Origin of the sequence: Streptomyces sp. NPDC058653 (assembly GCF_042716895.1) — a bacterium.
Classification (GTDB): Bacteria; Actinomycetota; Actinomycetes; order Streptomycetales; family Streptomycetaceae; genus Streptomyces.
This window is the reverse complement of sequence record NZ_JBHXRM010000053.1, coordinates 29,035-52,687: the sequence shown is the minus strand read 5'-3', so window position 1 is coordinate 52,687 and position 23,653 is coordinate 29,035. Positions and strand designations below refer to the sequence as shown.

The window sequence follows — 23,653 nt, the reverse complement described above, 5'->3', positions numbered from 1 at the left end:
CCACCGCGGGCGAAACCCTTCGGAAGGGACATCTCCTTGAGATCGGCAACACCGGGAATCTTGGCGGCTGTTTTGTTCCATACGCTGACAATTCCACCGTTATATACCGTTTCCACCCAGAATCGGACAGGGGCTTTCACTAGCTCCTTCAGTCCACTCCAGATCTTGCCCAAGCCCTTCTTCAGGGTGTCGAACGCGCTCCGCAGACCTGCGGCGAAGGTGTCGAAGCCCTTTTTCACGGCCTCCCAGGCGTTGGTCGCGGTGGACTTGACCGTGTTCCACAGGGACTGCCAGGTGCGGACGATGCCGTCGCGGACCGCACGGAAAATGCCCAGGGCCCGGTCCCGCAGGCTCGTGAACCAACTGATCGCACCCCGCACGATGTCGGGGATGATCGAGTGGCCGAGGAGCTTGTCAAACAGGTCCGTGAAGAAGCTGAGGATGCCCTTGACCGCATCGGACACGATCTTCACGAACGATGTCACCCATCCGATGACCGTCACGATGACCGGCACCAGGAACAGCAGGGCCGCGGACAGGGCGCCCACCAGCAGCTCGGCGACCTTCGTGATGACGGGCATCAGCGGGACCAGCACGGACAGCAGCAGTTGAAGCAGCGGCGGCACCAACTGGAGCACCGCGAAGACCAGTTGCACGATCGCGGGGATGAGCGGCGTCAGGGCGGGGAGCAGGCTCACGAACAGGCCGAGGACCGACATGACGACCGGCATCAGCCCCTTGATCGCCGTGGTGAGGATCTGCCCGAGCAGGGCGGCGACCTGGGTGATGACCGGCCCGAGCGGGGTGAGTACCGCCGTGGCCAGCTGCACCAGGACCGTGATGATCTGAACGATCACGGGGATCAGCGGCATCAAGGCCGGGAGCAGGGCGGCGATGGCGCCCGTGTACAGGTCGACGAACGCCGTGGCTATCAGGCCGATCACCCCGACCAGGGGTGCGATGACCGGCTGAAGGGCGGCGAAAGCCTGGGTGATCGCCTCGCCGATCAGCGTGACGACGGGAATCAGGGCGTTGATGATCTGCGTCATCGGGCCGGCGAGAGCGCCGATGACCTGCACGATGACGTCGATGACCGTACCCAGGATCGGCGCCAGCGCGTCCACGATCAGCGCGAGGTACTGGCCGAGCGGCGCCAGCAGCGGCATCAGGGCGGTGACCAGGTCGAGGATCCCCCGACCGACCATGTCGATGACGGGCAGCAGTGCCTCGACGATCGGCATCAGCGCCTTGCCGAGGACGTCGGCGAGCTGCGCGAGAACAGGGCCGAACGCCTCGGCAAGCGCTGTGATGGTGGGCGCGAGGGCGGCGAGGAGCGGCAGCACCGCCTGGATGACCGCGCCCAACGTGCCTGCGATGAGGACCGCGATGGCCTGGATGGCGGTGAAGATCGATGTGAGGGCGGCCTGCACCTCGGGCAGGGCGGTGATCCGCCGGATCTCCTCAAGGGCCGATCCGATGACCGCGAAGAAGTCGCCGCCCGCGGTGGCGGCGGCGCCCATTATGTTCTGGACGATCCCGAACACGTCCGCCAGGACTCTGCCGAACGCCACCGCCACATCGAGGGCGGTGTTGATCGCCTCGGTCAGCGTGCCGTTCTCCAAGCCCGCGGCGAGCTTGTCCATCACACTGTCCATCGCCGATCCGGCGCCGGCGGTGATGCGGTCCCACGCGGGGCCGGCGGCAACGGTGAGCTGCGCCAGGCCCGTGACGATCTGCCCGGGGATGCGGGCCATGTTCGTCAGCCCGTCGCGGACGACGTCGAACGCACCCTTCAGCTGGCCGGTCTTCTGAAGGTTCGACACGGCGGTCAGCGCGTTCTGCGCCATCGTGTTGAGGACGCCCGCGGTGCCCGCCAGGCCGCCCCGCAGCGTCGGAAGTACCTGTGTGCCGACCCGCTCCAGCCGGGCCCCCAGACCGGCGAACAGGCGGTCCTGCACGTCGAGTTTCAGGGCGGTCCACGCCGGTGCCATCGCCTGCAACGACCCGACGAACGCCCGCGCGTTCGGCGACAGCTTCCCCAGCGCCGTATCCAGGGCGGAGGTCTGTACCGCGGCGGCTTGCTGCGCATCGGCGACCTGCCGGGCAGCATCCGCGACAGCACGGTGCGCGTCCTGCACGGCACGCTCCTGGGCGGCCACCTGGGCGCCCGCGTCACGGATCCGCTCCCGGGCCTCAACAACCGTGTCGGAGCCGTCCACACCTGCCTTGTTCGCCGCCGCAGCGTCGGTCTTCAGCCGGCTGTACTCGGTGCGCTGCGTCTCGACGGACTGCCTCGCCCGCTCGGCCGCGAGCTCCGCCTGCTGGATCTGCAACTGGGTCGCGGCAGGGTCGGTGCGGGTGCGCTGAAGGTCTTCCTCCGCCTGCGCCACATCAAGGGCGGCCTGCCTCTGGTCCAACGACCCCTGCCGCAGACGGGCGTTCATGTCCTGCAAGTCCCGTGCCGCCTGCCTGCGGGCACCGGACAGGGCCTCCTGCGCGGTGCGGGCATCCCTCTGCGCCTGCGACAGGCCGCGCTCGGCATCCGTCACACCCCGCTGCGCGTTCGCCAGGGACCGTTGCGCGGACTCCACCTGCCGGGCGGCCGATACGGCGGCAGCAGCCCCGGCGGCCGGGTCGGCGAACGCGGCCTTGATCGCCTCACCGACACCTGAGGCACCGATCTTGATCGCCGCGAAAGCGGACCCCAGGGTCAGCACCAGCGGCGCGGCCACCGCGGCAAGCGGACCCAGTTGTGCGATGGCGGACCCCAGTGAGGCGATCGACGGCAACGACAGCAGGGCTGCCGCACCGAGGGCGACGATGCGCCCGGACAGCAGCCCGACCCCACCACCAGCACCACTGGATCCGCCGCCGAGGGCACCGAGCCCCGCCGTGAGCGCACCGAGACCGGACATGCGGGCCCGCACGTTGACGGTCCGGTCACGGGTCAGGACAGCCAGAGCAGCAGCCGCAGCGGCCGTGTCGGCGTTCGCCGTAACACCGACCTGCCGCCTGCGGATCAGGTTCGCGATGTCGTTCGCGGCGACACGCGTATCAACATCGACACCGATACGCACACGCTGCCGCCGGCCGAGGTTCCGCAGCTCATCCGCCGCGACCCTCGTATCCACGACGGGGCGAATGTTGACCGAACGGTCCGCTGTCAGCTTGTCGAGAGCCTTCTCAACGCGCTTCAACGCAGCATCGTTGATCTTCGCCGCCACATCGACGGTCGTCTGGCCGAAACCGGCAAGTTTCGCCTTCGCCGCGGTGTCGTCCAACTGGGCGGTGATCCGGACAGTGCGGTCCACGATCAAGCGGGCTATCGAGACCTTCGCCGCCTTGTCGTCGAACGCGGCCGTGACCTTCAACGTCCGGTCGGCGGTCAGGGCTGTGAGCGACGTCTTCGCGGCCTGGTCGTCAAGGGTGGCCTTCACCTTGACGGTGCGGTCCGCTATCAGCTTCGTCAGGCCTGCCGTGGCGGCCTTGTCGTCGAGGTCGACGGTCAGCTTCACCGTCCGGTCGGCCGTGAGCTTGGCCAGCCCGGCGACCGCCGCCTTGTCGTCCAGGTCGACCTTCGCCCTGATCGTGCGGGGCTTCGTCAGCTCACCAAGCCGCGTCTTCGCCAGGGCGTCATCGAGGTCGACGGCCACCTTGATGACGGGCTTGAAGCCGGTGAGGGTGTCCTCGAACTTCCGCCGGAACGCCAGCCCGGCGGTGACTCCCGCAAGTTCGGCCGGCTGCTTCACGGCCCTGGGCAGCTCGACTCGCAGCAGGTCGCCGAACAGGGACGTGTCGGGGACCAGCGAAACCCGGGTGCGTCCGACGACCTCTGGTCCAGCCATGCCCACACTCCCGTCGATCCGACGCCGTGAGCCCTAGATGACCTTGGAACCATCCCTCACATCAAGCGCCTACCTTTGGATTGTATGACCTAGGGAGACACTTCACCTAGGATCAGCGCTGTCGAAGGGTGGTTTCGGGATGGAATCCAAGGTCAAGGTGCGCATACGCCGGATGCCCCCGGCGAATCTCGGCCCGATGCTCGCCGCCGCGCGGGCCCGAACAGGACTCGGCCAACGGCAGGCATCAGGACGCGCCGGCTTCGGCGGCTCATACCTCAACAAGATCGAGCACGGCCAGCGCACACCCTCCCTCGCCGCAGCCCGCCGCCTCGCCGACGTCCTCAACCTCACCGACGACGAACGCACCCAGCTCTACGCCGCGGCCGTCACCGACGCCGGACTCAGCCACCCCGCACGCGCCACGGCATGACGAAGCCCCCGCTGCGGCGGGGGCTTCTGCTGGTATGGCCGCTACTCCAGGCAGGCGGCAGGCTCACCCTGGACGCCGATGTGACGGACGACCCCCCGGACTGACCCATGCCGGGGGGTCGTCACCTGGCGCCCGGTAGCTCAATAGAGTGGCCGTGAAGCCTTCACCACCCGCTGCGGCCATCCTCCGTGGACGATGGAGGTATGAACGCGCCCAACCGGAGCGGACCACGCGGAGTCGCCTCCGCCTCCTGCATGCTGCTCCTCATCGGGCTGGCGTTCCTCTACGCGGCGTTCTCCAACCCCGTCTACGTGAACTATTACGGGGCGCCCCCCGAGACCATCTACCTCGCCGACTCGGTGGCGGTCATCACTGCCATAACAGGTCTCGTCACGGCCCTTGGTGGAGCCTGTGGAGGTATCGCAGCCCTGATCCTGGCCACCCGCTCCAAAGAACCTCAAAGCCCGTCCAGCCCTCAGCAGGACCCGCCCCCGGCGAGTTCCACTCTCAACGACCGTAGCGACACTAATGGTTGACTCGGCTTGCAGCCCGAAGTCCTCCAACCGAGCAAAGGGTGCCTTCACTGCCCGACCGGCATGACGAAGCCCCCGCCAACGACGGGGGCTTCAGCCGACCGTTTACTGGGGACAGTTCACCTCTTTGCCAGCGACGGGGATGTGACGGGGCTCCCGAGCCTTACCCAGCACGTTGACCAAGGTGATGACTTCACCACAGTCGGGGCAGATCGTGACGCCAGCAGGATCGTTAGTCATAGGGCTCCTCTTCTCGGTTCGAGATCTCACCCCATAGGTAAGCGACCCCGACACTGAACAGCAGGGACTAGAACCTTGCTTGGAGTGTCGCCCCGGCACGCGGGGCGAACCGTGACGGGCGGAGAGGGCTGGCAGCCCCGCTAAAGCCCCATGACGGGGTTGTCTTCCCACAGGCGCCTCAGCAACGAGCCTCGGCAGGGGGACCGTCGGCCGAGATCTTGCAGGTGTCCCAGATGGGACACCTGCTGCACGGTCTGTGTTGGGAACCGACGGTCGCGTATACGCAGGGTCACGTTCGGGTGTTGCATCGAACGTCTGGACTGAGCCTCAAACCGACGTTGTCGACGCCGAGCTGGTCGATCGACTCCCCATGTGCCAACTCGGAGTCATCCAGCCCAGTAATGGCAGGTCAGAGGGCGCGAACCGCACCCTTCATGCGGTTACCCCTTAGCCTTTCGGGCACGAAAAAGGGCGCCCGCCCCCTGGATCGGGAACGGGCGCCCTCGACTGCTGCCTGCTACTCGCCGGCCAGCTCCAGCGCCTCGGCCTCGAACGCCTCAATCGTCGCGACCCGCGGGTCCGCTGCACCCTTCGCCTCGCACAGCTGGTCCGTCACGCCGACCAGGCACCGGGCCAGGCCGTACAGCAGTCCGTCGCGCAACTCCGGCTCCAACCCCTGGATCAGGGCCACCAACCCGTCATCGTCACCCTTGGCCGACGCCAGAGGCGCCGCCACAGTGAGGCGCTTCACCTCCGCCACCATGTCCGTCACAGCCCTGCACCGCCGGCGGTCTGAGCGGCGAGCAGCTGCGCAACCGGATGCGCCTCCGGAGCAGGAGGCGTGAAGCCTTTCGCCAGCCGGCCAGGGATCTGCGCCCGGCGCACCCGCTCGCCCTCGATCACGGCCAGCAGGCGACGCCCGTCGAGACTGTCCTGCCGCGTGTCGTAGCGGACCCCGTCCACCTCGAACACGACCCAACTGGAGTCCTGGTGAAGGATCCTGCCGCTCATCCCCAGGTCGAGGAACACCGCAGCGTGCCGCTCAACCGCAGCCTGCCGTGCGTCCCCCAGCTGCTGCACCCGCTCGATCGCCTCAAGGGCCGCCTCGCACGCTTCCGCCAGCCTCTCGGGGGCAAGCCTCTCCAGTTCCTTGCGCGCCGCCACGAGGGCCGCCTGGCGCCGCTCCTGGACCTCGGCCGCCGCAGCGTCCTTCACACGGCGCTCCGCGGCCTCCTGGCGCAGTTTCGCGAGACGGGCGAGGCCGTACTGCTCCGTCAGCTCCCTCTCGGTCTCCTCCGCCTCACCGGCGAGAACCTGCTTCTCCAGGCCCTGGATCAGACCGTCGAGTTCGGCCTTCTCCTTCTGCGCGTCAGCAAGTTGCCGCTGCGCCTCCGTCAGTTCCGTCGTCACGCTGCCGTCTCCGTCCGTCCTGGGGCGACGATCGCCGCCTCGCGTATCAGCCACTGGCGCCCGACCCGTCGGGCCGGGAGACGCCCCGCACGGGCCAGACGCCGCGCGTACTCGGCCGAGCAGCCCAAGACTTGGGCCGCCTCCGTCGTGCTGATCTCCACACTGCCGACCGGGCCGGCCGGGGTTCCGCTGTCGGAACTCGCCGCCTTCTCCTCGGCCACCGACGCCGTATGCAGGGACCACAGCAGCTCGCGGCACGCAGGTGAAGGGACGCCGCCGTTCGCGTTCACCTCGGCCGTCACATCCCGCAGCAGCCGGCGCAGCAACTCCCCAGCCAACGCGGGCGGCACGACAACCGAGCCGTCCTCGCGCACCAGGCCGTGGGCGCCGGGCGGAATGTCACGCCGCGTCATCGGGCCGGCCCCCGGACATGCTCCGCAGCATCCGCACCGCACGCGGATCACCCTGGCGGGCCAGCCTCCGCAGCACCCTCGCCGCCTTCTGCTCCGCCTCCGCCACCAGCCGGCGGTTACGGGCCGACGAGCCCACCGCCGCATTCGCCTCACCGGCCAGCCGGTCAAGCACCTGCGTTGCCTCGGCCACGATCGGCCCCAGCTTCGCCAACGTCTCCGGATCCGACCGGCGCCCCTCACGCGCCAGCCGCACCATGCCCCGGCGGAACCGCGCCCACGCCGCGTCCAGCTCGGCGCGCCCCTCGATCGGCTGCGCGCCGCGGCCCTGCTTGATCGGTGTCGGCTCACTCACTGCGATCTCCGTTCCGTGCATGCACGCGCGCCTGCGTGCGCTTTAGGTGACGACCGGTCCCGCGCGCGCGGGACCGCGAGAACCGGATACTCACCGCGCGCATCAGGCGGCGTCCGGCGGTGTGCTGGCAACCGTGGGCATATCCCCACGACTGAGGTTGCGGAGCTTGGCGGCGTGCCGGAGGGCGAGGCCGCGTTTGCGTGCGGCAGCAAGTTCGGCCCGCCGGCGCTTGTCGTTCTGGATCTTTCGTCGGGCGGCTTCGACTTTCTCGGCTACCACGTCGTTGATGTCCACGTTGTTCCCAGGTTCCGGGCGGGGGCTGGGGTGGATGGGATGCTGTGCGTGGCCGGGGCCTGATTCAGGCGGGCCCCGGCCGTTGCGCGTGCAGATCAGGCAGGGTCCTCGTAGATCGCTCCGGAGAGGATGTCTGTGGCCATGGACGTGATGACGTCCCGGCGGGTCAGTGCCCCCTCTGCGGTGGGCGCGGGGTAGTTGGCGGGCAGGTCTCGTTCGACGGCGTCGACGATGTCGTCGACCTTGAAGGTGATGCCGGTGTGCGCCGCGAGGCCGGCGACCTGCTCTACGGCCTTCTCGGTACGAGCGATCAGGTCCAGTGCTGTTGCCTGGTGGTCCATGGGGATCTCCTTCGGGGTGAGGGTGGGTCTGCTGATGAGTGACGGACTTTGGGGTGTGACTGTCCGTGGTGTCGGACCTTTCCCTGTCGGACCCGGAAGGTCCGACAGAGGTTCGCGGGGCGACCTGGGGCTTCGCGCGTTTCGTGAGTCTCATCTAGATTATTTTGTCTATTAATGTCCGCATTGGATGAGAGAGGCTGTCGGACCCGAAGGTCCGACAGGTCCGACAGTCCGACAGCACTCCTCGTAGTCACCGCTACTCCGGGGCAACCGAACCGGCCACCAGAAGGGCGCCGTCGTCCAGCAGGGCCAGCCATCCCTGGTCGCATCCGAATTGGAGCGCCGCGGACCACAGGGAGTCCGAGGCGCCGGATGCCCGGTACTTGTCGCGGTCGGTCTTCTTGATGCAGTTCCGGTTGACGTCGCGCAGCGGGATCTCGCCGCCCTTGCGCGTCAGGTAGCGGTGCGCCCGCTTGGCTACGTTGACGACGGAGGGGTGCACGCCGTGCATCGCCTCGTACACCGCCGACTGGGACTCCACGGCCGTGAGAACGGCCTCAGCCCGCCGCGCGTCCATCTCGGCCCGCAGGCGTCGATTGGCGGAGTCCTGGACGCCGTCACGGACCTTCCTGGACGTCCTCCACATCACCACGGCCATGTCCCAGTCTTCTGTCGCAACCGCCGTGCGGCCGTGAAGCAGAGCCATCAGCGCGGCGCACTTCACACGCCACAACGGCTCGTGTGTGTCGAGGGGCGCCAACTCTCCGCGTCCAAAGGAAATCTCCAGCGCGAGATCGTCGAGTTCTTGTGTGACGTGCTCGGGAACTGGGATGACGGTGTTGCGAAGCGCAGCTACCCAGTACGTGACCGGGGTGTCCGTCCCATCCGAGATGGTGACGGTGACCGGCCCCGTCCTGTCGGGCCTCACTTTCGGGGTGTCCGGACCGAGCGTCGCGTGTGACCAGCCGAGGCGCTGCGGTAGGCCGATGGACCCCATCTCCAGTAGTTTGGCGGCCGGTTCTTCCTGGACGCCGAGGGACATGGACAGCGTGTAGCTCCCCTTGGGAAGGGCTCGGCGCCGCTCGACCTCGGCGTTGGAAGTGCCTTGCCGCTCGCTCATCCACGCCTTGCAGAGGACGCCGTTGAGGGTGGCTGCGGCAGACATCTGCGCCATGGCGTCGAGCACGCTGCCTTCAGTGGCGAGTGCGTAGCCGCGGGTTCTTCTCTGGATGAGGATCTTCTTCTTGCCGGATTCGTCGTCCGGGTCGATGTCGAGGTCCAGGTAGGCGGCGATCAGACCTTGCCCGGTGGAGATGTCGATGTACGCGAGGTCGATGTCCGGGAACGGCGCAAGCTCCTCAGCGGTGTTCTCAGCTTGGCCTTTGCCGCTACCGGATGGGCCGTACAGTCCGCAGTACCAGCAGAGGGTGGCGGGCTGGTGGATGCCGTTGTCAACGCGGACCGTGTGATCCGCCATGGCCGCGACGCGGGCGAGGAGGGCGTGCAGGACGGCGTCGGGTGAGGTGCGGCGAGCGTGTGCCATCTGCCGGATTTGGCCGAGGGTGCGTGTGGCGCTCCAGAAGGTGCTGGGCAGCCGGTCCTCGGGTTCGTCGCTGGTGTCATCTTCGGGGGCATCCGCCGGCGGCTCGTCTTGGGGCCCGTCCCATGGATCCTCCGTTTGAGCCTGGACGTTGTCTGCCTCGTCTCTGAGGCACCGCCGCTTGACCTCGTCGAGGATCGTGAAGGGCAGGCTTCCGGCCGCGCCGTGGGCGTCTCGGCCGGTCGCCGCGCGGAGGATGTCGCTGGCAGCTTCGCTGAGGTCTCCGCTGTAGTTGAAGTGCGCCCACAGGTAGGGAACGGTCAACTTGCTCCCGGACGGCTGTGCTCCGACTGGCAGGTCCGAGCGGTCGGAGAAGTTGACGGCCACGTGGTCGTCACACAGCAGGCTGTACGGGCTCGAAGACTCGCCGCCTGCGGCGGGTCGCTTCCACATCTGCCGCCCGTCGCTCTGCTGGGTGCCGACGTAGGTGAACCCTGCGGGTTCGAGGATGTCGCTGAACTCCAGGTGTTCGGCGAGGACGTCGAGCGGCCCGTCTCCGGTCAGCGCAGCTGCTCGCGGTGCGCGACGAGGCCGCGGTGGCGCGGGCTTGACGCCGAGTCGCTGGTTCCGGCGGACCTGCTTCTCGCGTGTCGCTTCGGTAAGGGCTTCGCGGGCGTCCGGCCCAAGGGTGGAGGCCGCTTCGGCCAAGGCGGCGAGGTCGTAGGCGGCGCCGCCACCGGGGCCTATGCCGGTAGCGCGGGCCAGTCCGTCCTTCCGGTTGACGCTGCCGGGCAGCTTCATGAGGCGGTCGAGGTTGCCGACTTCGGTGTCCCACGACCAGCCGTGACGGTACGCCTGGGCGGCAAGGATGGCCTGCCAGGTCATGGTGAGGTCTTTGATCCTGGCGCGGTCTTCGTAATCGCCGATGACGCGCAGTTCGGCGAGCAGCCAGACGGGGTTGTAGCCGCCTCCCGAGTGCACCCACCCACTGGGTTCAGGAAGTCTGGATTCGGCGACGACCTTGGCCACCGCATCTTCGTCGGGCGGGGCAGGCAGGTCGTCAGGGCCCGGCTTGTGGCCGATGGTCCCGAAGTCTCCGTCTGCCCACAGGTGAGTAAGGGCGTGCGCGAGGTCTTCCCCGCCGCGCCCTTCCGCCGGGCGCTCACGAAGGGTGGTGACCTGGGTGTAGATGCCTTTCGGCTGTCGCTTGTCGAGCTTGACGGCGTACTCCGACGCCGACGTCAGCCCAGCCTTGTCGGTAGAGAATCTCCGGCCGGCCCACCTGTCGGCGTCGGAGCAGACGCTGATGAAGCCGGGCGCGTCCGCGTACACGTGTGACAGCCACGTACTGATGACGCTGGGGTCCACGGAGGGCGACAGCTCCGTCTCTGTGCTCACTCGTGGGTCTCCGTGCTGTTCTTGGCCGCGATGACTGACTCGGCGAGGGCGGTGATGTCTCGGCACCAGTCGCGTGCCGAAGCCCGGACGGTGCTTGCCGAGGGCTGTTCGGCGAGCTGACTGCGGATGGCTTCGACGACGACGTGACGTCGTTCGAGTTCGGCGCTCCGCCGAGCAAGGAGCTGGTCTCGTGTTGACGTGTCGGTGATCACGCGACCCTCCTTGCGGTGTCGTTGGTGAGGTACTGCTGTGGCTGGCCGGGTACGCGGACGGGCGGCCAGCCGGGGGTTGCGCGCAGCTGGTGCGTGGGCTTGGGCTTGGCGGCCTGGTCGAGTTGCGCGCGGGTGGCCACGCACCAGACGGGCCCTTGGGTCGCGGGAAGCTGTTGCAGCCATTCGGTGACGTCGTCGCCGTAGAGTCGCCACTTCTCGGCGGCGTCGAGCGCGGCAGCGATGCGCCGGGGATCGTCGGGCCCGAGCGCGATCCAGGCCGACGATCCGTAGGGCGGGAAGTCGTTGGCGAGGTAGAGGGACTTTGCGTCCGCCCACAGGCCGACGATGTCGTCCGGCTCGACGTGGATTTCGTCCCGAGTTTCGTCCCGCCTGGGCTCTGCGCACGTGTCGACGCAGTTTTCGGGGTCGCGGTGTCCGCACGCCAACGGCTCGCAGCGGGCAGCCGCTTCACGGCGTCGGCGGAGTTGTCCGGCCAGGTCCCCCATGTTGCTGGTCTCTGCTTCTGTGCTCACGGTCGGTTCCTTCGCGAGGGGCGAGGCGGGGCGGGTACCAGTGACGGTCGCCTCGCGAAAGTGGTGGGCGTGCGGCCCCGGCGCCGCGGTGAGGTGACGCCGGGGCAGGCGCTTCAGGTCGCGTCGCTCTGAGCAATCGAGACCCGGTAGCGCAGAAGCTCCAGCTCCCGGAGGACCCGTTCGAGGGAGTCGCCGAGGAAGCCGTCGACCACGGTGTCCTCGGCGACGGGGGCCGCGTTCATGAGCGCTTCGTGGATGAGCGGCAGGTCGTCCGGTTGGAGGTAGGTGCCGCTGGTGCCGAGCGCGTCGTGTGCGTGGGCGCTGCGCTCCTCGCTGAGCTTGAGGTAGTACGCGGTGCACAGGTCGTTGAAGGCGCGCTGCTGCTCGGCCTCGGGAAGGTTGAGCCAGGCGTTCTTGACGAGGCGGTCGGCCCATCCGCCTTCGCGGCTGCGGAGTGCCTTGGAGATGGCGGCGTCCACGGCGGTCCGGAGGGCTCCAGAGTTGGTGAAACTGAAGGCGATGTCTTCGAAGGCGGTCGGATCTTGTGCGACCATCGTGTGTAGTCCGTTCTGTTGTCAGGGCCCGGTTCGCTGGCGAGCGATGAAGCCGGGCCTTTGGCATGTCTGGGATCGGATGGCGGCCCCTGCCGCGCTGGCGCTGGAACGCTGGCGGTCTCGGTGGGGGCCGTTTCTATGCGCCGCGGAGAGCGTGAATGGGCTCCACATCGGCGACCCTGCAACCGCATTGAGACTGCGATTCACTGCCTGTGACCTGCTGGTTCGTGATCTCGTTACTCGCCGACGGCACAGTCGGGTCGGTGGGCAGATCGGCGCCGTACAGGGCCGAGAGCAGGTCTCTGGTGGGGATGCGAATCTTCCGGCCGAGCCGGAGTACACGCGTCGTGGTCCATTCGTCGCGGCGGATCTGCGAATAGATCGTGTCGGGGTCGACCTGGAAGATCGATGCCGTTGTCCGGACATCGGTGATCGGCCCGAGGGCCTCGATGGCGGCGCGCGTCCAGGTGCCGCTCATGCCGCACCCCTTACCGACTCTTCGCCCTGGTTCAGATAGGCGCGAACTTCGGCCTTGTCGTAGCGGATGACGCGGGGGCCGAGGCGGATCGGGCGAGGCCCGATCCCCTTGCGCGCCCACCTCTTGACCGTGCTGACGTCCACTCGCGCCATGCGGGCGAACTCAGGCCGGGTCAACTTCTCCGCGCTTGCCTGTTCGCTGAGATGCCGATTGTCGGCAGTTTCGTTCGTCACGATGCTAAGGGTGCATGCGGGGGTGGCAGGTGTCAAATGTTTCGGATACCGTCATCTCAGAAAACGATCGCCTCGCAGAAGGAGCCCAGTGGACAAGCCGGAAGATCTCGGGACAACACGGCTCGAAGAGGGGGAGGCGTGGCGAGCGCGGCTGGCCGCCGGCGCCGCGCAGAGCGTGCGGCGAAGGCGACTCGATCGAGGGATCAGCGTTCAGAAGCTGGCCGACATCTGCACCAATGACTACGGCCTGCCGATAAAGCGAAGCGTCCTCGCGAACTTCGAGGGCGGTCGTCGGCCGGCCCTGAGCGTGGCCGAACTGCTGGTGCTCGCGAAGATCCTTGAGCTTTCGCCCCTGGAGCTGCTTTTCCCCGTCGGGATGGACACAGAGACAGAGATCCTGCCCGGCGTAGCAGCGGACACCTGGGAGGCCGCGAAGTGGTTCACGGGCGAGCAGGCTGGCGTTCCAGGACAGGAACCTGCCGAGCCGGCCGAGCCGCACGCGGTGCAGCTGTTCCGTGAATACGACCGGCTAGTCGCCGGGTGGCGCGAGCAGAAGAAGGCCGTCTTCACCCTCGTCCACACCCAGGCCACAGGCGGAGGCGCGGCGGACGTCGCCTTCTTCGAGAGCTTGGCGAAAGCGGTGGCGGAGCTTGAATCGTCCATCACCGTGCAGCGCCAGAGGATTCGCACCCGCGGCCTGAAGCCACCTCGGCTACTTCCAGAGTTGGAGCATCTTGAGGCAGGCGACACGCGAGCCAGCCGCCAGCTGGATGCCCTTTCACCCCGCACCAATGGAGAGAAATGAAGCCATTTCGCGCGTGCTCATGCCGCGATCCGCAGACCAAGCGTTTGCTCGGTAAGAAGTGCCCTGACCTGGCGAAGAAGAGTCACGGCGGTTGGTACGCCCGCTATGAGGCGCCGCGGTCCGCGAGCGGGAAGCGCCGTCAGCCACGAGTCGGCCCCTTCACCACCGAGACGGAGTGCAAGAAGGAGGTCGCCAAGGTTCTCGGCACGGCCGCCAACCCGAAGGCGCACGACGAGCGCAACACCACCTTCGGGCAGTACCTCGAACGCCGCTACGCCTGGCGCATCTCCGAGGCCGAGACCGGGGAAGGGCTCGCCAAGACGACGCTGGACGCCGAGCGCGAGACGATCGACCTGTACGCGAAGCCCGGACTTGGGCACATCAAGGTCGTCGACCTCACCGACGAGCACTTCCGCGAGCTGTACGCGGACATGCGGAAGATCAACCGCCCCGAGGAGCACACCCAGCGGACGGAGTTGCTGCGCCGACTCCTCGAAGCCCGGCACAGCCGGGACGGGAAGCGACTGCACAGCCGGCCGATCGGAGAGTCCCGTATCCGTCGGATTCACGCTGTTCTCCACGGGGCTCTGACCGACGCGGTCAAGCTGTCGAAGATCCGGCCCGACAATCCGGCAGACGGGGTCTGGAGATCGAAAGGCGGCAAGAAGAAGAAGGGCCGCAAGAAGCCGCTGCTGTGGACCGCTGAGCGGGTCGAGCAGTGGCAGAAGACCGGGGTTGTCCCGGCGAAGATCATGGTGTGGACCGCGGACCAGACAGGCAACTTCCTCGACTTCACCGAAGCGTCGCAAGAGCGCCTGTACCCGGCGTTTCACCTGGATGCCTACTACGGGCCGCGGCGCGGCGAGCTGGTCGCCGCCGAAGAGCAGCACTTCAGCCTGGAGCGCGCCCGTCTCCACATCCTCCAGTCGCAGGCCAGCGATGAGCTTGACGACACCAAGAGCGAGGCTGGATGGCGCCAAGTCCCCCTCGACGCGGACACCGTGCGCGTCCACAGGGCGTGGCACAAGCGGAAGCTTGAGGAGCGGCTGGGGTGGGGCGAGCTGTACCAGGACTCGGGCCGGCTCTACTGCTACGAGGACGGCCGCGAGTTGAAGGCGGAGTACCTGTCCAGCCGTTTCGTGATCCTCATCGAGCGGCACGCCAACATCAGGGCGAGGCACGCTGAGGGCTGGTCGGTGGAGCGGATCGCCCGGAAGTACCGGACGACCGAGGCCGCCGTCGGGGTGGCGCTGTTGATGCCGCTGCCGCCGATCCGCTTTCATGATCTGCGGCATGGTGCGGCGACGATGCTTCTTGCGGCCGGTGTGGCGATCAAGTTCGTGAGCGAGATCCTGGGGCACGCCTCGGTGTCGTTCACGATGGACATCTATGCGGTCGTCGCGGAGGAGATGGCCGCGGACGCCACGGCTCGCATCGCGGCGTTCATTCCCCGGCAGAACCGCCTTGCGGCCGTTGGTGCCAGCAATGTGCCATCCCGGGGCTGAATCCGCCCCTGAAAGCAACTCAGGGAGCCCACGCCGTTTGGCATGAACTCCCTGGTCAGGTTGCGGAGGCGGAGGGATTTGAACCCTCGATGGGCTTTAAGACCCAAACCGCATTAGCAGTGCGGCGCCATAGACCGGACTAGGCGACGCCTCCAGCACACCCGCGCGGGCGCGGATGGTGCGTGTCAGATGATGACACAGCCGAGCGCGGTGTCACCAATCGCCGCCCACGGTACTAGGCGGGAAGCCCGCAGGGCAAAGCGCTTCTTCGCGCCCCCGGCCCACGCGCAACGACTGGAGCCCGCGCGCGTTAGTGATGCCGGGCGCGCACCGTCGGGCCCTTCGGATTCGTCTGCCGTCAGGAGTTCCCGTGTCGCGTCGTTTCTCCCTCACCGCCACCGCCGCCTTCGCCGCCTCGCTCGCCGCCGTGGCCGCCTTCGCGCCCACCGCCGCCGCGGTCGGCCCGTTCGGCCTCGCGCCCCTGCCGCTTCACTCGCCGCTCCAGGAGCAGGCGCAGGACCGGCTCACCGTGACCGTCGTCGACACCAACGTCAATCGGGCGGACGGTACGTACGAACTGCGCTGCGCGCCCGCCGGCGGTACGCACCCCGAGGCCGTCTCCGCGTGTACGCGGCTGGACGAGCTCGCCGCCGAGGGGAAGGACCCGTTCACGCCGGTGCCCCAGGGCCAGATGTGCACCATGCAGATGGGCGGGCCGGCCACCGCCCGGGTCACCGGGACGTGGCAGGGCCGGAGCGTCGACGCGACGTTCAGCCGCAAGAACGGCTGCGAGATCTCTCGCTGGCAGAACCTCGTCCCCGTACTCCCCGCCGCCCGGGGCTGAACCGAACGCGGGCACGGCACACGGGCACCGCACACGGGCGGCGCGGGCGGGCACCGCGGGCAGGCGGCGCGGGCCCCCCGGGTGCGGCGTGCGCGGTGGCAGTGGGGGCGGGCGGGGGAGCGCGGGGACGGCGTACGTACCAGGTCCGCACACAACCTTGGTGAGAGCTCCCCCTCATCGGCCGCCCCGCCACGCCCCCAGCCCTTAGACTCCCTCCAGTGACAGGCTGAGACTCCGAGGGGCAAGATGGGACCGGCCGTCCGCAAGGTGCAGTGGGTCAGGGAGGAAGCGTCGTCGTGAGCAGCAGGCCATCCCGAGGCGCTGCTCGCCTCGCGGCGATACTTGACGCGCTTCCAGACGGACTGGTGCTCGTCAACAGCAACGGCACCGTCGTCAACGCCAACACCATCGCGCTCGACGCCTTCGAAACCCCGGGGACGGCCCTGGTCGGGCGAGGTCTGCTCGATCTCCTGCCGCAGTTCGACCCGCGCCTGATCCCCGGTTCGATGCGCCGGCCCGAGGCCTCCGACGAGCGGGGCCGTACGAAGCCCACCCGGATGATCGCCCGCCGTACGGACGGCAGCGAGTTCCCCGTCGAGGTCACCAGCGCCAATCTGGAGGACGGCCAGCAGGCCTACAACGACCTCCACAACTACACCGGCGACGAGCTGCTGATGCTCGTCGTCCGCGATCTCTCGGGGACGGTCGACACCGAGGCGGAGCTGGCGCGTTCGCAGCGCCAGACCGAGATGATCCTGCGGGCCGCCGCCGAGGGCGTGGTCGGTACGGACACCGACGGCCGCGTCGTACTCGTCAATCCCGCCGCCGCGCAGATCCTCGGCTTCCGGGCCAGCGATCTGGGCGGCCAGCAGCTCCACCCGCTGATCCTGCACTCGCGCGGCGACGGTGAGCCGTTCCCGTACGAGGACTCCCCCCTCGCCGACACCCTCAAGTCGGGGCGCAAGCACCGGGTGCGCGGGCAGGTGCTGTGGGCGAAGAACGGCAAGCAGGTCCCGGTGGACCTGACCACCGCGCCCGTACGGGACGGGGAGCAGCTCGTCGGCGCGGTGATGACGTTCACCGACCGGCGGCCGTACGAGGAACTGGTCGAGGCGCACGCGAACGAGGCCAGCGAGACGGCCGAGCGGCACGCGGCGGAGCTCGCGGAGACGATCGAGCGCCACAAGGCCGAACTCGACGCGGCGGTCGAGCGGCACACCGCCGAACTCGCCGACCGCAGCGACCGGTACGCGGCCGAGATCGAGGAGCTGGCGGAGCGGTACGACAACACGGCCCGCCGGCACCACCAGCTGACGGCCGTCCTGGGCGGTGCGCTGCGCGGGCCGCTGGAGGAGCTGCGCGGTGAGCTGTCGACCCTCGCCGCCGACCCGGCCGGGCAACTGTGGCCCGAGGCCAACCAGATGCTGCACCATCTGTCGGCAGGCTACGCGCGGATGACGACGCTGGTCGACAACGTCCTCGGCTATCAGCGGCTCGACGAGGGTCTGGAGCGGCTGAGCAAGGTCACGGTGCTGCTCGACGGGGTCGTCGCCGCCGGTGTCGAGGGCGCGATCGAGCTGATCGGTCCGGGCCGGGCGCAGTTCGCCGTGCACGCGCCGCCGATCGAGGCGGAGGTCGACCCCGTACGGCTCGCGACGGCGCTCGCGCATCTCACGGCGGATGTGGCGGGAGTCGACTCCACGGGGCGTACGCGGGTGGTGCCGGGCGGCGGTTACGTCGACTCGACGATCGTGGTGGCGGCGGCGCAGCGCGGGGATGTCGTACGGATCGAGGTACGCGGGCCGTTCGCGGGCGGCGATCCGGTGCACGAGCCGATCGTGCGCGGGATCGTGCGGGCGCACGGCGGGGTGTTGCAGACGCACGAGATGCCGGGCATGGGCGGCAGCGCGTACGTGCTCGAAGTGCCGCTGGGGGAGGGGGCGGGGACGTATCACGCGCCCGCGCCCGTGGAGAGCCAGGCGCCGGTACAGCAGGAGGCGGCGCAGCAGGAGGCCGCCCAGGGGTCGACGGGCGGCTCGGGCCGGTCCGGCGGCGGGCGCCGGCGTGCGCGGCGGGCGTCGACGGACGCGTTCCTCGGGGCTCCGGGCGAGGAGCCCGCCGGCGAGCCCACGGGGCGGCGCAGGGCTCGTACGGAAGCGGCCCCCGACGCGGGACCGGCGTCCGGGCAGATGCCTGGACAGGTGCCCGGACAGGTGTCGGTACCGGCGCAGGACTCCGGCGCGACCGGCGGCGGTGCCCCGGGCGGGGGTACGGGCCGCAGGCGCGGCAGGCCCAGCCCGGCGGAGAGCGGGGCCGGACCAGTCCCCGGCCCCGGCGCCGAACTCGCGGTCTCGGCCCCGCCCGCTCCCGCCCCGCCCGCTCCTCCCGCCCTGTCGCCCGCCGCTTCCGAGGGGTCGGTCGTGACGGCCGCGGAGGGGGCGCACCCCAACGGGCGCGCGGCCTTCGGCCAGGCCGTGCCTCCGCAGGGCGTACCGCACGGCGCACAGCAGGAGGCGGCGGCCGGTGCGGGACGACGTGCCCGGCACGGCGGCCAGAACGCCCTCCCCGCCCTGCCCTCCGGCCCCTCGCCGGTGGCGGAGCAAACGCCACGCCACGTGCCGGACCAGGCCCCGCAGCAGGCCCGGCAGCAGACCCCCCGGCCGGCACCGCAGACTCCGCGGCCGGTTCCGGCCCAGCAGACGGCGCCGGGGCCCGTACCCGCGCAGCAGCAGCCGGCCGTCCGGCGCCCGCGGCGCGCGCTGGCGGCCACGCAGCAGCGGTCCGAGCCCGCGCCGGCGCCCGCCGCCGACGCCGCGCCCCGCGCGCAGTTCGCGCTCCCCCCGGCCGACGCCGACCGCGCGCCGGCGCCCGGTGCCGGGGGTGCGCCGGACGCCTCGTTGCCGGGGCGCCACGACGCCGTACGGGCGGATCCGCGCGCGGACCACACACCGCTCAAGCCGCACCCGGTCTCGCCCCAGACCGACCGGCGACGCGGGGGGCTCACGGATGCCCCCGCGCGCCCCAACGACCCGCGCAGGACGGACCCGCGGACGAAGGACCCGCGCCGGGCGCTCGCGCCGGAGCCAGTGGCCAGCGCCGTCCCGGCCGACGACCCCAACAGCTGGGCGCCCGCGATGCCCACCGCGTCGGGCGTCGGCGTGATGCCGGGGGCACCGGCCGAGCCTGTCCCCGGTCAGCCTTCGTGGCCCATCCCCGGAGCCGTACCGCCGTCCATCGAGCCGCAGCACCCGCAGACGCACACGCACCCGGACGACGACATCGACGACACCGACGCCGACGCCGACCGGACCAACGGCGGTGACAACGGCCCCGGGAACACCCCCCGGAACACCGGTGCGTCGAACGGCGACGGCGCCGGCGGCGCCCCCCGGGACCCCCGCGCGCCCCAGCCGTTGCCCCTCGCCCAGCCGCTGCCCGACGAGGAGCCGATGCCGGCGGACTCGACGCAGGGCGGGCGGGCGTTCAGCGTGCGTACGCTCGGCCAGGGCGTGCCCTTCTCGCAGCAGATCACCAAGCAGCAGAACCAGAGCCTCGGTTCCGGCCGCCGCCGCAGGCTCTCCTCCCCGCACGACCCCGACGACACCGGCGCCACCGCCTCCGGCCCCTCCCACGGCGGCCAGGGCGGATCGCTCGGCCACGGCCCGCACTCGGAGGGTCGCGCCTACGCGATAGGAGCTCCGGACGAGGGCGCCGAAGGCCCCCAGCCACTGGACGGCCCCGGCGGCGCGGTCGAGGTCGCGAACCGCCCCCAGCCCCGTCCCGTCGACGACGAACTGCCCCCCGAGCCGCTGGACAACCCGCGCCGGCTGCTGGTCTGGCCCGCCCCCGACGTCTCCACCCAGCAGGCCCTCAGCGACCGCGGCTACCGCCCGGTGATCGTGCACTCCCGCGAGGAGGTCGACGCCCAGATCGCGGCCTTCCCCGCGGCGCTGTTCGTGGACCCGCTGACGGGCCCGATCACCCGCACCGCGCTCCAGTCGCTCCGCCAGGCCGCGGTCGCAGCCGAGGTCCCGGTGCTGGTGACGGCCGGGCTCGGGCAGGCGACACGCGAGGCGGCGTACGGGGCGGACCCCGCCGTACTCCTCAAGGCGCTGGCGCCGCGCGACAGCGAACAGCACCCGCCGCGCGTGCTGTTGATCGAGGAGAGCGAGGAGATCGCGCTCGCGCTGACGGCGACACTGGAGCGGCGCGGTATGCAGGTGGCGCGCGCGGGGACGGACAGCGACGCGGTGACGCTCGCGGGCCAGATGCGGCCGAATCTGGTGGTCATGGACCTGATGCAAGTACGGCGCCGGCGCGCGGGCATCATCGACTGGCTGCGCGCGAACGGCCAGTTGAACCGTACGCCACTCGTCGTCTACACCTCCACCGGCATCGACCGCGCCGAGCTGCCGCAGCTCTCCGCCGGGGAGACCGTGCTCTTCCTCGCCGAGCGGTCCACGAGCGAGGACGTGCAGGCGCGGATCGTGGACCTGCTGGCGAAGATCGGTACCAACTGAGCCTCGGGGAAGGTCGTCAGTTGGTACCGCCTCGCGGGTGGGACCTGGACGCGGGGTGGGGTGGGCGTGGGGCGGGGGTACCCCCGGGGCCCCAGACACTTGGCCTGAGCTGGACCCGGGCTTGGCCCCGGGCCTGGACGCGCGGCCCGAGCTGATCCCCGGGCCTGGGCCTCGGACCGGCCCCCTGCCTAGACCTCGGTGACGTCCAGCTCCCCGTCCGCGTACTGCTTACGGATCACCTTCTTGTCGAACTTCCCGACGCTCGTCTTCGGCACCGAGTCCACCACCGACCACCGCTCCGGCAGCTGCCACTTGGCGATCTTCCCGGCGAGGAAGGCCTTCAGCGACTCGTAGTCGGCGCTCGCGTCCTCCTTCAACACGACTGTCGCCAGCGGCCGTTCGCCCCACTTCTCGTCGGGAACGGCGACGACCGCGGCCTCGGTGACGTCCGGATGCGCCATGAGCGCGTTCTCCAGCGCCACGCTGGAGATCCACTCGCCGCCCGACTTGATGACGTCCTTCGCGCGGTCGGTGAGGGTGAGATAACCGTCGTGGCTTATGACGCCGACGTCGCCCGTCTTCAGCCAGCCGTCCTCGCTGAACTTGTCCTCGGGCCTGAGCGGTTCGGCGTCGCCGCCGCCGTAGTAGGAGTTCGCGATCCAGGGCCCGCGTACCTCCAGCTCGCCCGCCGACTCGTTGTCCCACGGCAGCGTGTCGCCGGCGGGTCCGGTCAGCCGGGCCTCGACGCCGACCGGGAAACGGCCCTGCGTGATGCGGTACGGCCACTCCCCCTCGGCGTCGAGACCGGCGGGCGGGTTGGACGTCGTACCGAGCGGTGAGGTCTCGGTCATGCCCCAGGCGTGGCAGAGCCGTACGCCGAGCTTGTCGTACGCCTCCATCAGCGCGGGCGGACAGGCCGCGCCACCGATGGTGACGCGGGCCATCGACGTCAGATCGCGCGGCTTGACGAGGACCTCGGCGAGCAGCCCCTGCCAGATCGTCGGCACGGCGGCGGCGTGCGTCGGCTTCTCGCTCTCGATCATGTCGGCCAGCGGGGCGGGCTGGAGAAAGCGGTCGGGCATGAGCATGCCGACGCCGGTCATAAAAGTGGCGTGGGGCAGGCCCCAGGCGTTCACATGGAACTGCGGTACAACGATCAGGGTCGTGTCCTGGTCGGTCAGCCCCATCGACTCGGCCAGGTTGATCTGCATCGAGTGCAGATAGATCGAACGGTGCGAGTAGACGACACCCTTCGGCTCACCCGTGGTGCCGGAGGTGTAGCACATGGCGGCGGCGGTGTATTCGTCCAGCTCGGGCCAGTCGTACGTGGTGGGCCGGCCGGCGATCAGGTCCTCGTAGTCGTGCACGTGGACGCCGCCGGCGGCAGCCGCTTCCCTCAGCGGGCCCTGGTCGCCGGGGCCGGAGACGACGACGTGCTCGACGGTCGTCAGATGGGGAAGGAGCGGCGCGAGGAGCGGGAGCAAGGACCCGTTCACCAGGACGACTCGGTCGTCGGCGTGCCGGACGATCCAGACCAACTGCTCGGGAGGCAGGCGCAGATTGAGGGTGTGGAGGACGGCCCCCATGGAGGGGATCGCGAAGTATGCCTCGACATGTTCGGAGTTGTTCCACATCAGAGTGGCAACGCGTTGGTCGCCCGTGACACCGAGCTCGTCGCGCAGGGCGCCGGCGAGCTGTGCCGCGCGTGCGCCGATCTCGGCGAAACTGCGGCGGTGCGGCTCACTCTCCCCGGTCCAGGTGGTGACCTGTGACTTCGCGTGGATGGTCATCCCATGACGCAGAATGCGGGTCACAGTCAGCGGTACGTCCTGCATGGTGCTCAGCACGGCGTCCTCCCGGTGGGCGCTGGCGCCAGGCGACAGCGGCGCGGTGTGGCAGAAAGGGTTGCGGAGATTCTGCGCACATACCGCTCGGTATGTCACTACCCGGGAGTACTAAACACTGTGTTCGGAGCGGGACACCCGACGTCCGGTGTCCTCACTTGGTGGTCGCCTCGGCGGACGGGCATCAGCGATCGGTCGCCAACGGACGGGTACTAACGGACGGGTACTAACCGGCGGGCATCAACGGACGGGCATCAACGGACGGGCATCAGCTCCGGGTCCTCGCGCAGTTTCCCCAGCGCGCGCGACACCGCGCTCTTCACCGTGCCGACGGAGACGCCGAGCACCTCGGCGGTCTGGACCTCGCTCAGGTCCTCGTAGTAGCGGAGCACCACCATCGCGCGCTGCCTGTCGGGCAGTTTCATCACCGCGCGCCACATGGCGTCGTGCAGCACCTGCTCGTCCGCCGGGTCGGGCGCGGGCAGCCCGGCCGGCTCGGGAAGCTCCTCGCAGGCGAACTCGTCGACCTTGCGCTTTCGCCACTGCGAGGTACGGGTGTTGACGAGGGCCCGGCGGACATAGCCGTCGAGGGCGCGGTGGTCCTCGATCCGGTCCCAGGCGACATACGTCTTGGTGAGAGCGGTCTGCAGGAGGTCCTCGGCGTCGCTCGGATTCGCGGTGAGCGAGCGCGCGGTACGCAGCAGCACGGGCCCCCGCGCCCGTACGTACGACGAGAAGGACTTGTAGGGCGCCTGCGCGTGGGTCCCCGGATGGGTCTGCTGGTGGGACTGGAGGTGCGCCTGCTGATGGGTCTGCTGGTGCGGTTGGGGATGCGCGGGTGGATGCGAGTTCGGGTGGTACGGCGAATACGAGGCGGCCTTGGAGGCGCTCGTGCAGACGGGCGTGGTCATGACTCCACGCTAGGAGCGGGCCCTTCGCAGGGGATCGCCCCCAGGTCCCGAAGCTGCGTCCGCCTCAGGGAGTAGGAGTGGTGCTGCCCACACCTCCTGAAGATGGAGGAGGGGATCACTCTCGTCAGGGTCACCCCCGGAGGGCGGGTGCCGTTGTGGATCTTCGAGGGGGTGTCGGGGGGTTGGTGTGAAGCCTTGGTGCGACTGACTCCGCAGGTGGAAGCGGTGCGGGCCGCGCACGCGAGGGCGGGGGGTGTCGGAGCCGTACACCTTGGTGATGAGGGGGGAGACGCGGCGCGGCGTGTCGGACGGGGGTGGTGGAGCGAGTACGGGAGCGGTCGGGAGGTGCGGGTGGGCTGCCGGCGGGCGTACGGGAGCGGTCGGCCGGGGCTCAGGAGACCTGGGCGCCCGGGCGCCG

At 69.6% G+C, this 23,653-nt stretch carries 20 protein-coding genes, 1 tRNA gene and 1 pseudogene; 6 read left to right on the top strand and 16 right to left on the bottom strand.

Translation table 11 applies throughout. The features are described from left to right. Positions 1-3,653, bottom strand: a pseudogene (locus tag ACFWU9_RS32055) (peptidase M23); the annotation flags it as partial. A gap of 331 nt (positions 3,654-3,984) precedes the next feature. On the opposite strand from ACFWU9_RS32055, the gene ACFWU9_RS32050 reads away from it, so the two are divergent. Then, entirely contained in the window at positions 3,985-4,275 is a 291-nt protein-coding gene (locus ACFWU9_RS32050; RefSeq protein WP_384324579.1) for a helix-turn-helix domain-containing protein, read from the top strand. A 254-nt stretch (positions 4,276-4,529) separates the two neighbouring features. After that, positions 4,530-4,811 (top strand): hypothetical protein, encoded by a 282-nt coding sequence (locus ACFWU9_RS32045; protein WP_384324578.1) that lies wholly within the window; start codon positions 4,530-4,532, stop codon positions 4,809-4,811. Between the two features lie 754 nt (positions 4,812-5,565). On the opposite strand, the gene ACFWU9_RS32040 is transcribed toward ACFWU9_RS32045, so the two are convergent. The 12 genes from ACFWU9_RS32040 to ACFWU9_RS31985 all read right to left on the bottom strand — a co-directional run bounded on the left by ACFWU9_RS32040 (position 5,566) and on the right by ACFWU9_RS31985 (position 12,806). Then, positions 5,566-5,799 (bottom strand): hypothetical protein, encoded by a 234-nt coding sequence (locus ACFWU9_RS32040; protein WP_384324577.1) that lies wholly within the window; start codon positions 5,797-5,799, stop codon positions 5,566-5,568. A gap of 17 nt (positions 5,800-5,816) precedes the next feature. Next, complete coding sequence (locus ACFWU9_RS32035; RefSeq protein ID WP_384324576.1) at positions 5,817-6,458, bottom strand: hypothetical protein; 642 nt, start codon at positions 6,456-6,458, stop codon at positions 5,817-5,819. After that, the gene (locus ACFWU9_RS32030) at positions 6,455-6,871 is read right to left on the bottom strand and encodes a helix-turn-helix domain-containing protein (RefSeq protein WP_384324575.1); all 417 of its coding nucleotides are present in this window, start codon (positions 6,869-6,871) and stop codon (positions 6,455-6,457) included. Before ACFWU9_RS32030 ends, ACFWU9_RS32035 begins: the two co-directional genes overlap by 4 nt. Continuing rightward, a complete protein-coding gene (locus tag ACFWU9_RS32025; protein ID WP_384324574.1) occupies positions 6,858-7,223 on the bottom strand; it encodes a hypothetical protein in 366 nt (121 codons plus the stop codon). Before ACFWU9_RS32025 ends, ACFWU9_RS32030 begins: the two co-directional genes overlap by 14 nt. Positions 7,224-7,325: 102 nt before the next feature. Next, entirely contained in the window at positions 7,326-7,517 is a 192-nt protein-coding gene (locus ACFWU9_RS32020) for a hypothetical protein (RefSeq protein WP_384324573.1), read from the bottom strand. A gap of 95 nt (positions 7,518-7,612) precedes the next feature. Next, positions 7,613-7,858 carry a hypothetical protein gene (locus ACFWU9_RS32015; RefSeq protein WP_384324572.1) on the bottom strand — a complete coding sequence of 82 codons (246 nt, stop codon included), beginning with the start codon at positions 7,856-7,858 and terminating at the stop codon, positions 7,613-7,615. Between the two features lie 256 nt (positions 7,859-8,114). Further along, positions 8,115-10,796: a hypothetical protein gene (locus ACFWU9_RS32010; RefSeq protein ID WP_384324571.1), complete on the bottom strand. Its 2,682-nt coding sequence runs from the start codon at positions 10,794-10,796 to the stop codon at positions 8,115-8,117. After that, positions 10,793-11,008, bottom strand: coding sequence for a hypothetical protein (locus tag ACFWU9_RS32005; RefSeq protein ID WP_384324570.1), 216 nt, complete (start codon positions 11,006-11,008; stop codon positions 10,793-10,795). Before ACFWU9_RS32005 ends, ACFWU9_RS32010 begins: the two co-directional genes overlap by 4 nt. Then, positions 11,005-11,541 (bottom strand): hypothetical protein, encoded by a 537-nt coding sequence (locus ACFWU9_RS32000; RefSeq protein WP_384324569.1) that lies wholly within the window; start codon positions 11,539-11,541, stop codon positions 11,005-11,007. Before ACFWU9_RS32000 ends, ACFWU9_RS32005 begins: the two co-directional genes overlap by 4 nt. Positions 11,542-11,654: 113 nt before the next feature. Next, positions 11,655-12,095, bottom strand: coding sequence for a hypothetical protein (locus ACFWU9_RS31995; protein ID WP_384324568.1), 441 nt, complete (start codon positions 12,093-12,095; stop codon positions 11,655-11,657). 136 nt (positions 12,096-12,231) lie between these two features. Further along, on the bottom strand, positions 12,232-12,573 hold the full coding sequence (locus ACFWU9_RS31990) for a DNA-binding protein (protein WP_384324567.1): 342 nt from the start codon (positions 12,571-12,573) through the stop codon (positions 12,232-12,234). Further along, on the bottom strand, positions 12,570-12,806 hold the full coding sequence (locus tag ACFWU9_RS31985) for a helix-turn-helix transcriptional regulator (RefSeq protein ID WP_384324566.1): 237 nt from the start codon (positions 12,804-12,806) through the stop codon (positions 12,570-12,572). Before ACFWU9_RS31985 ends, ACFWU9_RS31990 begins: the two co-directional genes overlap by 4 nt. Positions 12,807-12,894: 88 nt before the next feature. Here ACFWU9_RS31985 and ACFWU9_RS31980 point away from each other — a divergent pair, with 88 nt between their 5' ends. Together ACFWU9_RS31980 and ACFWU9_RS31975 are read left to right on the top strand one after the other, a co-directional pair. Next, entirely contained in the window at positions 12,895-13,611 is a 717-nt protein-coding gene (locus tag ACFWU9_RS31980) for a helix-turn-helix domain-containing protein (protein WP_384324565.1), read from the top strand. A 44-nt stretch (positions 13,612-13,655) separates the two neighbouring features. Further along, positions 13,656-15,116, top strand: a complete 1,461-nt coding sequence (locus ACFWU9_RS31975; protein WP_384324564.1) for a tyrosine-type recombinase/integrase — start codon at positions 13,656-13,658, stop codon at positions 15,114-15,116. Between the two features lie 63 nt (positions 15,117-15,179). Here the strand turns inward: ACFWU9_RS31975 and ACFWU9_RS31970 are convergent. After that, a tRNA-Ser gene (locus ACFWU9_RS31970) sits at positions 15,180-15,270 on the bottom strand. Between the two features lie 216 nt (positions 15,271-15,486). Between ACFWU9_RS31970 and ACFWU9_RS31965 the strand changes: the two genes are divergently transcribed. Together ACFWU9_RS31965 and ACFWU9_RS31960 are read left to right on the top strand one after the other, a co-directional pair. After that, positions 15,487-15,960 carry an SSI family serine proteinase inhibitor gene (locus ACFWU9_RS31965; RefSeq protein ID WP_384324563.1) on the top strand — a complete coding sequence of 158 codons (474 nt, stop codon included), beginning with the start codon at positions 15,487-15,489 and terminating at the stop codon, positions 15,958-15,960. A 296-nt stretch (positions 15,961-16,256) separates the two neighbouring features. After that, positions 16,257-20,480: a PAS domain-containing protein gene (locus ACFWU9_RS31960; protein WP_384324562.1), complete on the top strand. Its 4,224-nt coding sequence runs from the start codon at positions 16,257-16,259 to the stop codon at positions 20,478-20,480. Positions 20,481-20,668: 188 nt separating this feature from the next. On the opposite strand, the gene ACFWU9_RS31955 is transcribed toward ACFWU9_RS31960, so the two are convergent. Next, positions 20,669-22,327: a long-chain fatty acid--CoA ligase gene (locus tag ACFWU9_RS31955; protein WP_384324561.1), complete on the bottom strand. Its 1,659-nt coding sequence runs from the start codon at positions 22,325-22,327 to the stop codon at positions 20,669-20,671. Positions 22,328-22,578: 251 nt separating this feature from the next. Beyond that, complete coding sequence (locus ACFWU9_RS31950) at positions 22,579-23,235, bottom strand: SigE family RNA polymerase sigma factor (protein ID WP_384324560.1); 657 nt, start codon at positions 23,233-23,235, stop codon at positions 22,579-22,581. Positions 23,236-23,653: the final 418 nt, after the last annotated feature.

Excerpts from the sequence above, each read along its gene's own strand:
- ACFWU9_RS32015 (WP_384324572.1), bottom strand. The coding sequence starts at position 7,858 with ATGGACCACCAGGCAACAGCACTGGACCTGATCGCTCGTACCGAGAAG.
- ACFWU9_RS31990 (WP_384324567.1), bottom strand. The coding sequence starts at position 12,573 with ATGAGCGGCACCTGGACGCGCGCCGCCATCGAGGCCCTCGGGCCGATC.
- ACFWU9_RS31950 (WP_384324560.1), bottom strand. The coding sequence starts at position 23,235 with ATGACCACGCCCGTCTGCACGAGCGCCTCCAAGGCCGCCTCGTATTCG.
- ACFWU9_RS32045 (WP_384324578.1), top strand. The coding sequence starts at position 4,530 with ATGCTGCTCCTCATCGGGCTGGCGTTCCTCTACGCGGCGTTCTCCAAC.
- ACFWU9_RS32050 (WP_384324579.1), top strand. The coding sequence starts at position 3,985 with ATGGAATCCAAGGTCAAGGTGCGCATACGCCGGATGCCCCCGGCGAAT.
- ACFWU9_RS31995 (WP_384324568.1), bottom strand. The coding sequence starts at position 12,095 with ATGGTCGCACAAGATCCGACCGCCTTCGAAGACATCGCCTTCAGTTTC.
- ACFWU9_RS32030 (WP_384324575.1), bottom strand. The coding sequence starts at position 6,871 with ATGACGCGGCGTGACATTCCGCCCGGCGCCCACGGCCTGGTGCGCGAG.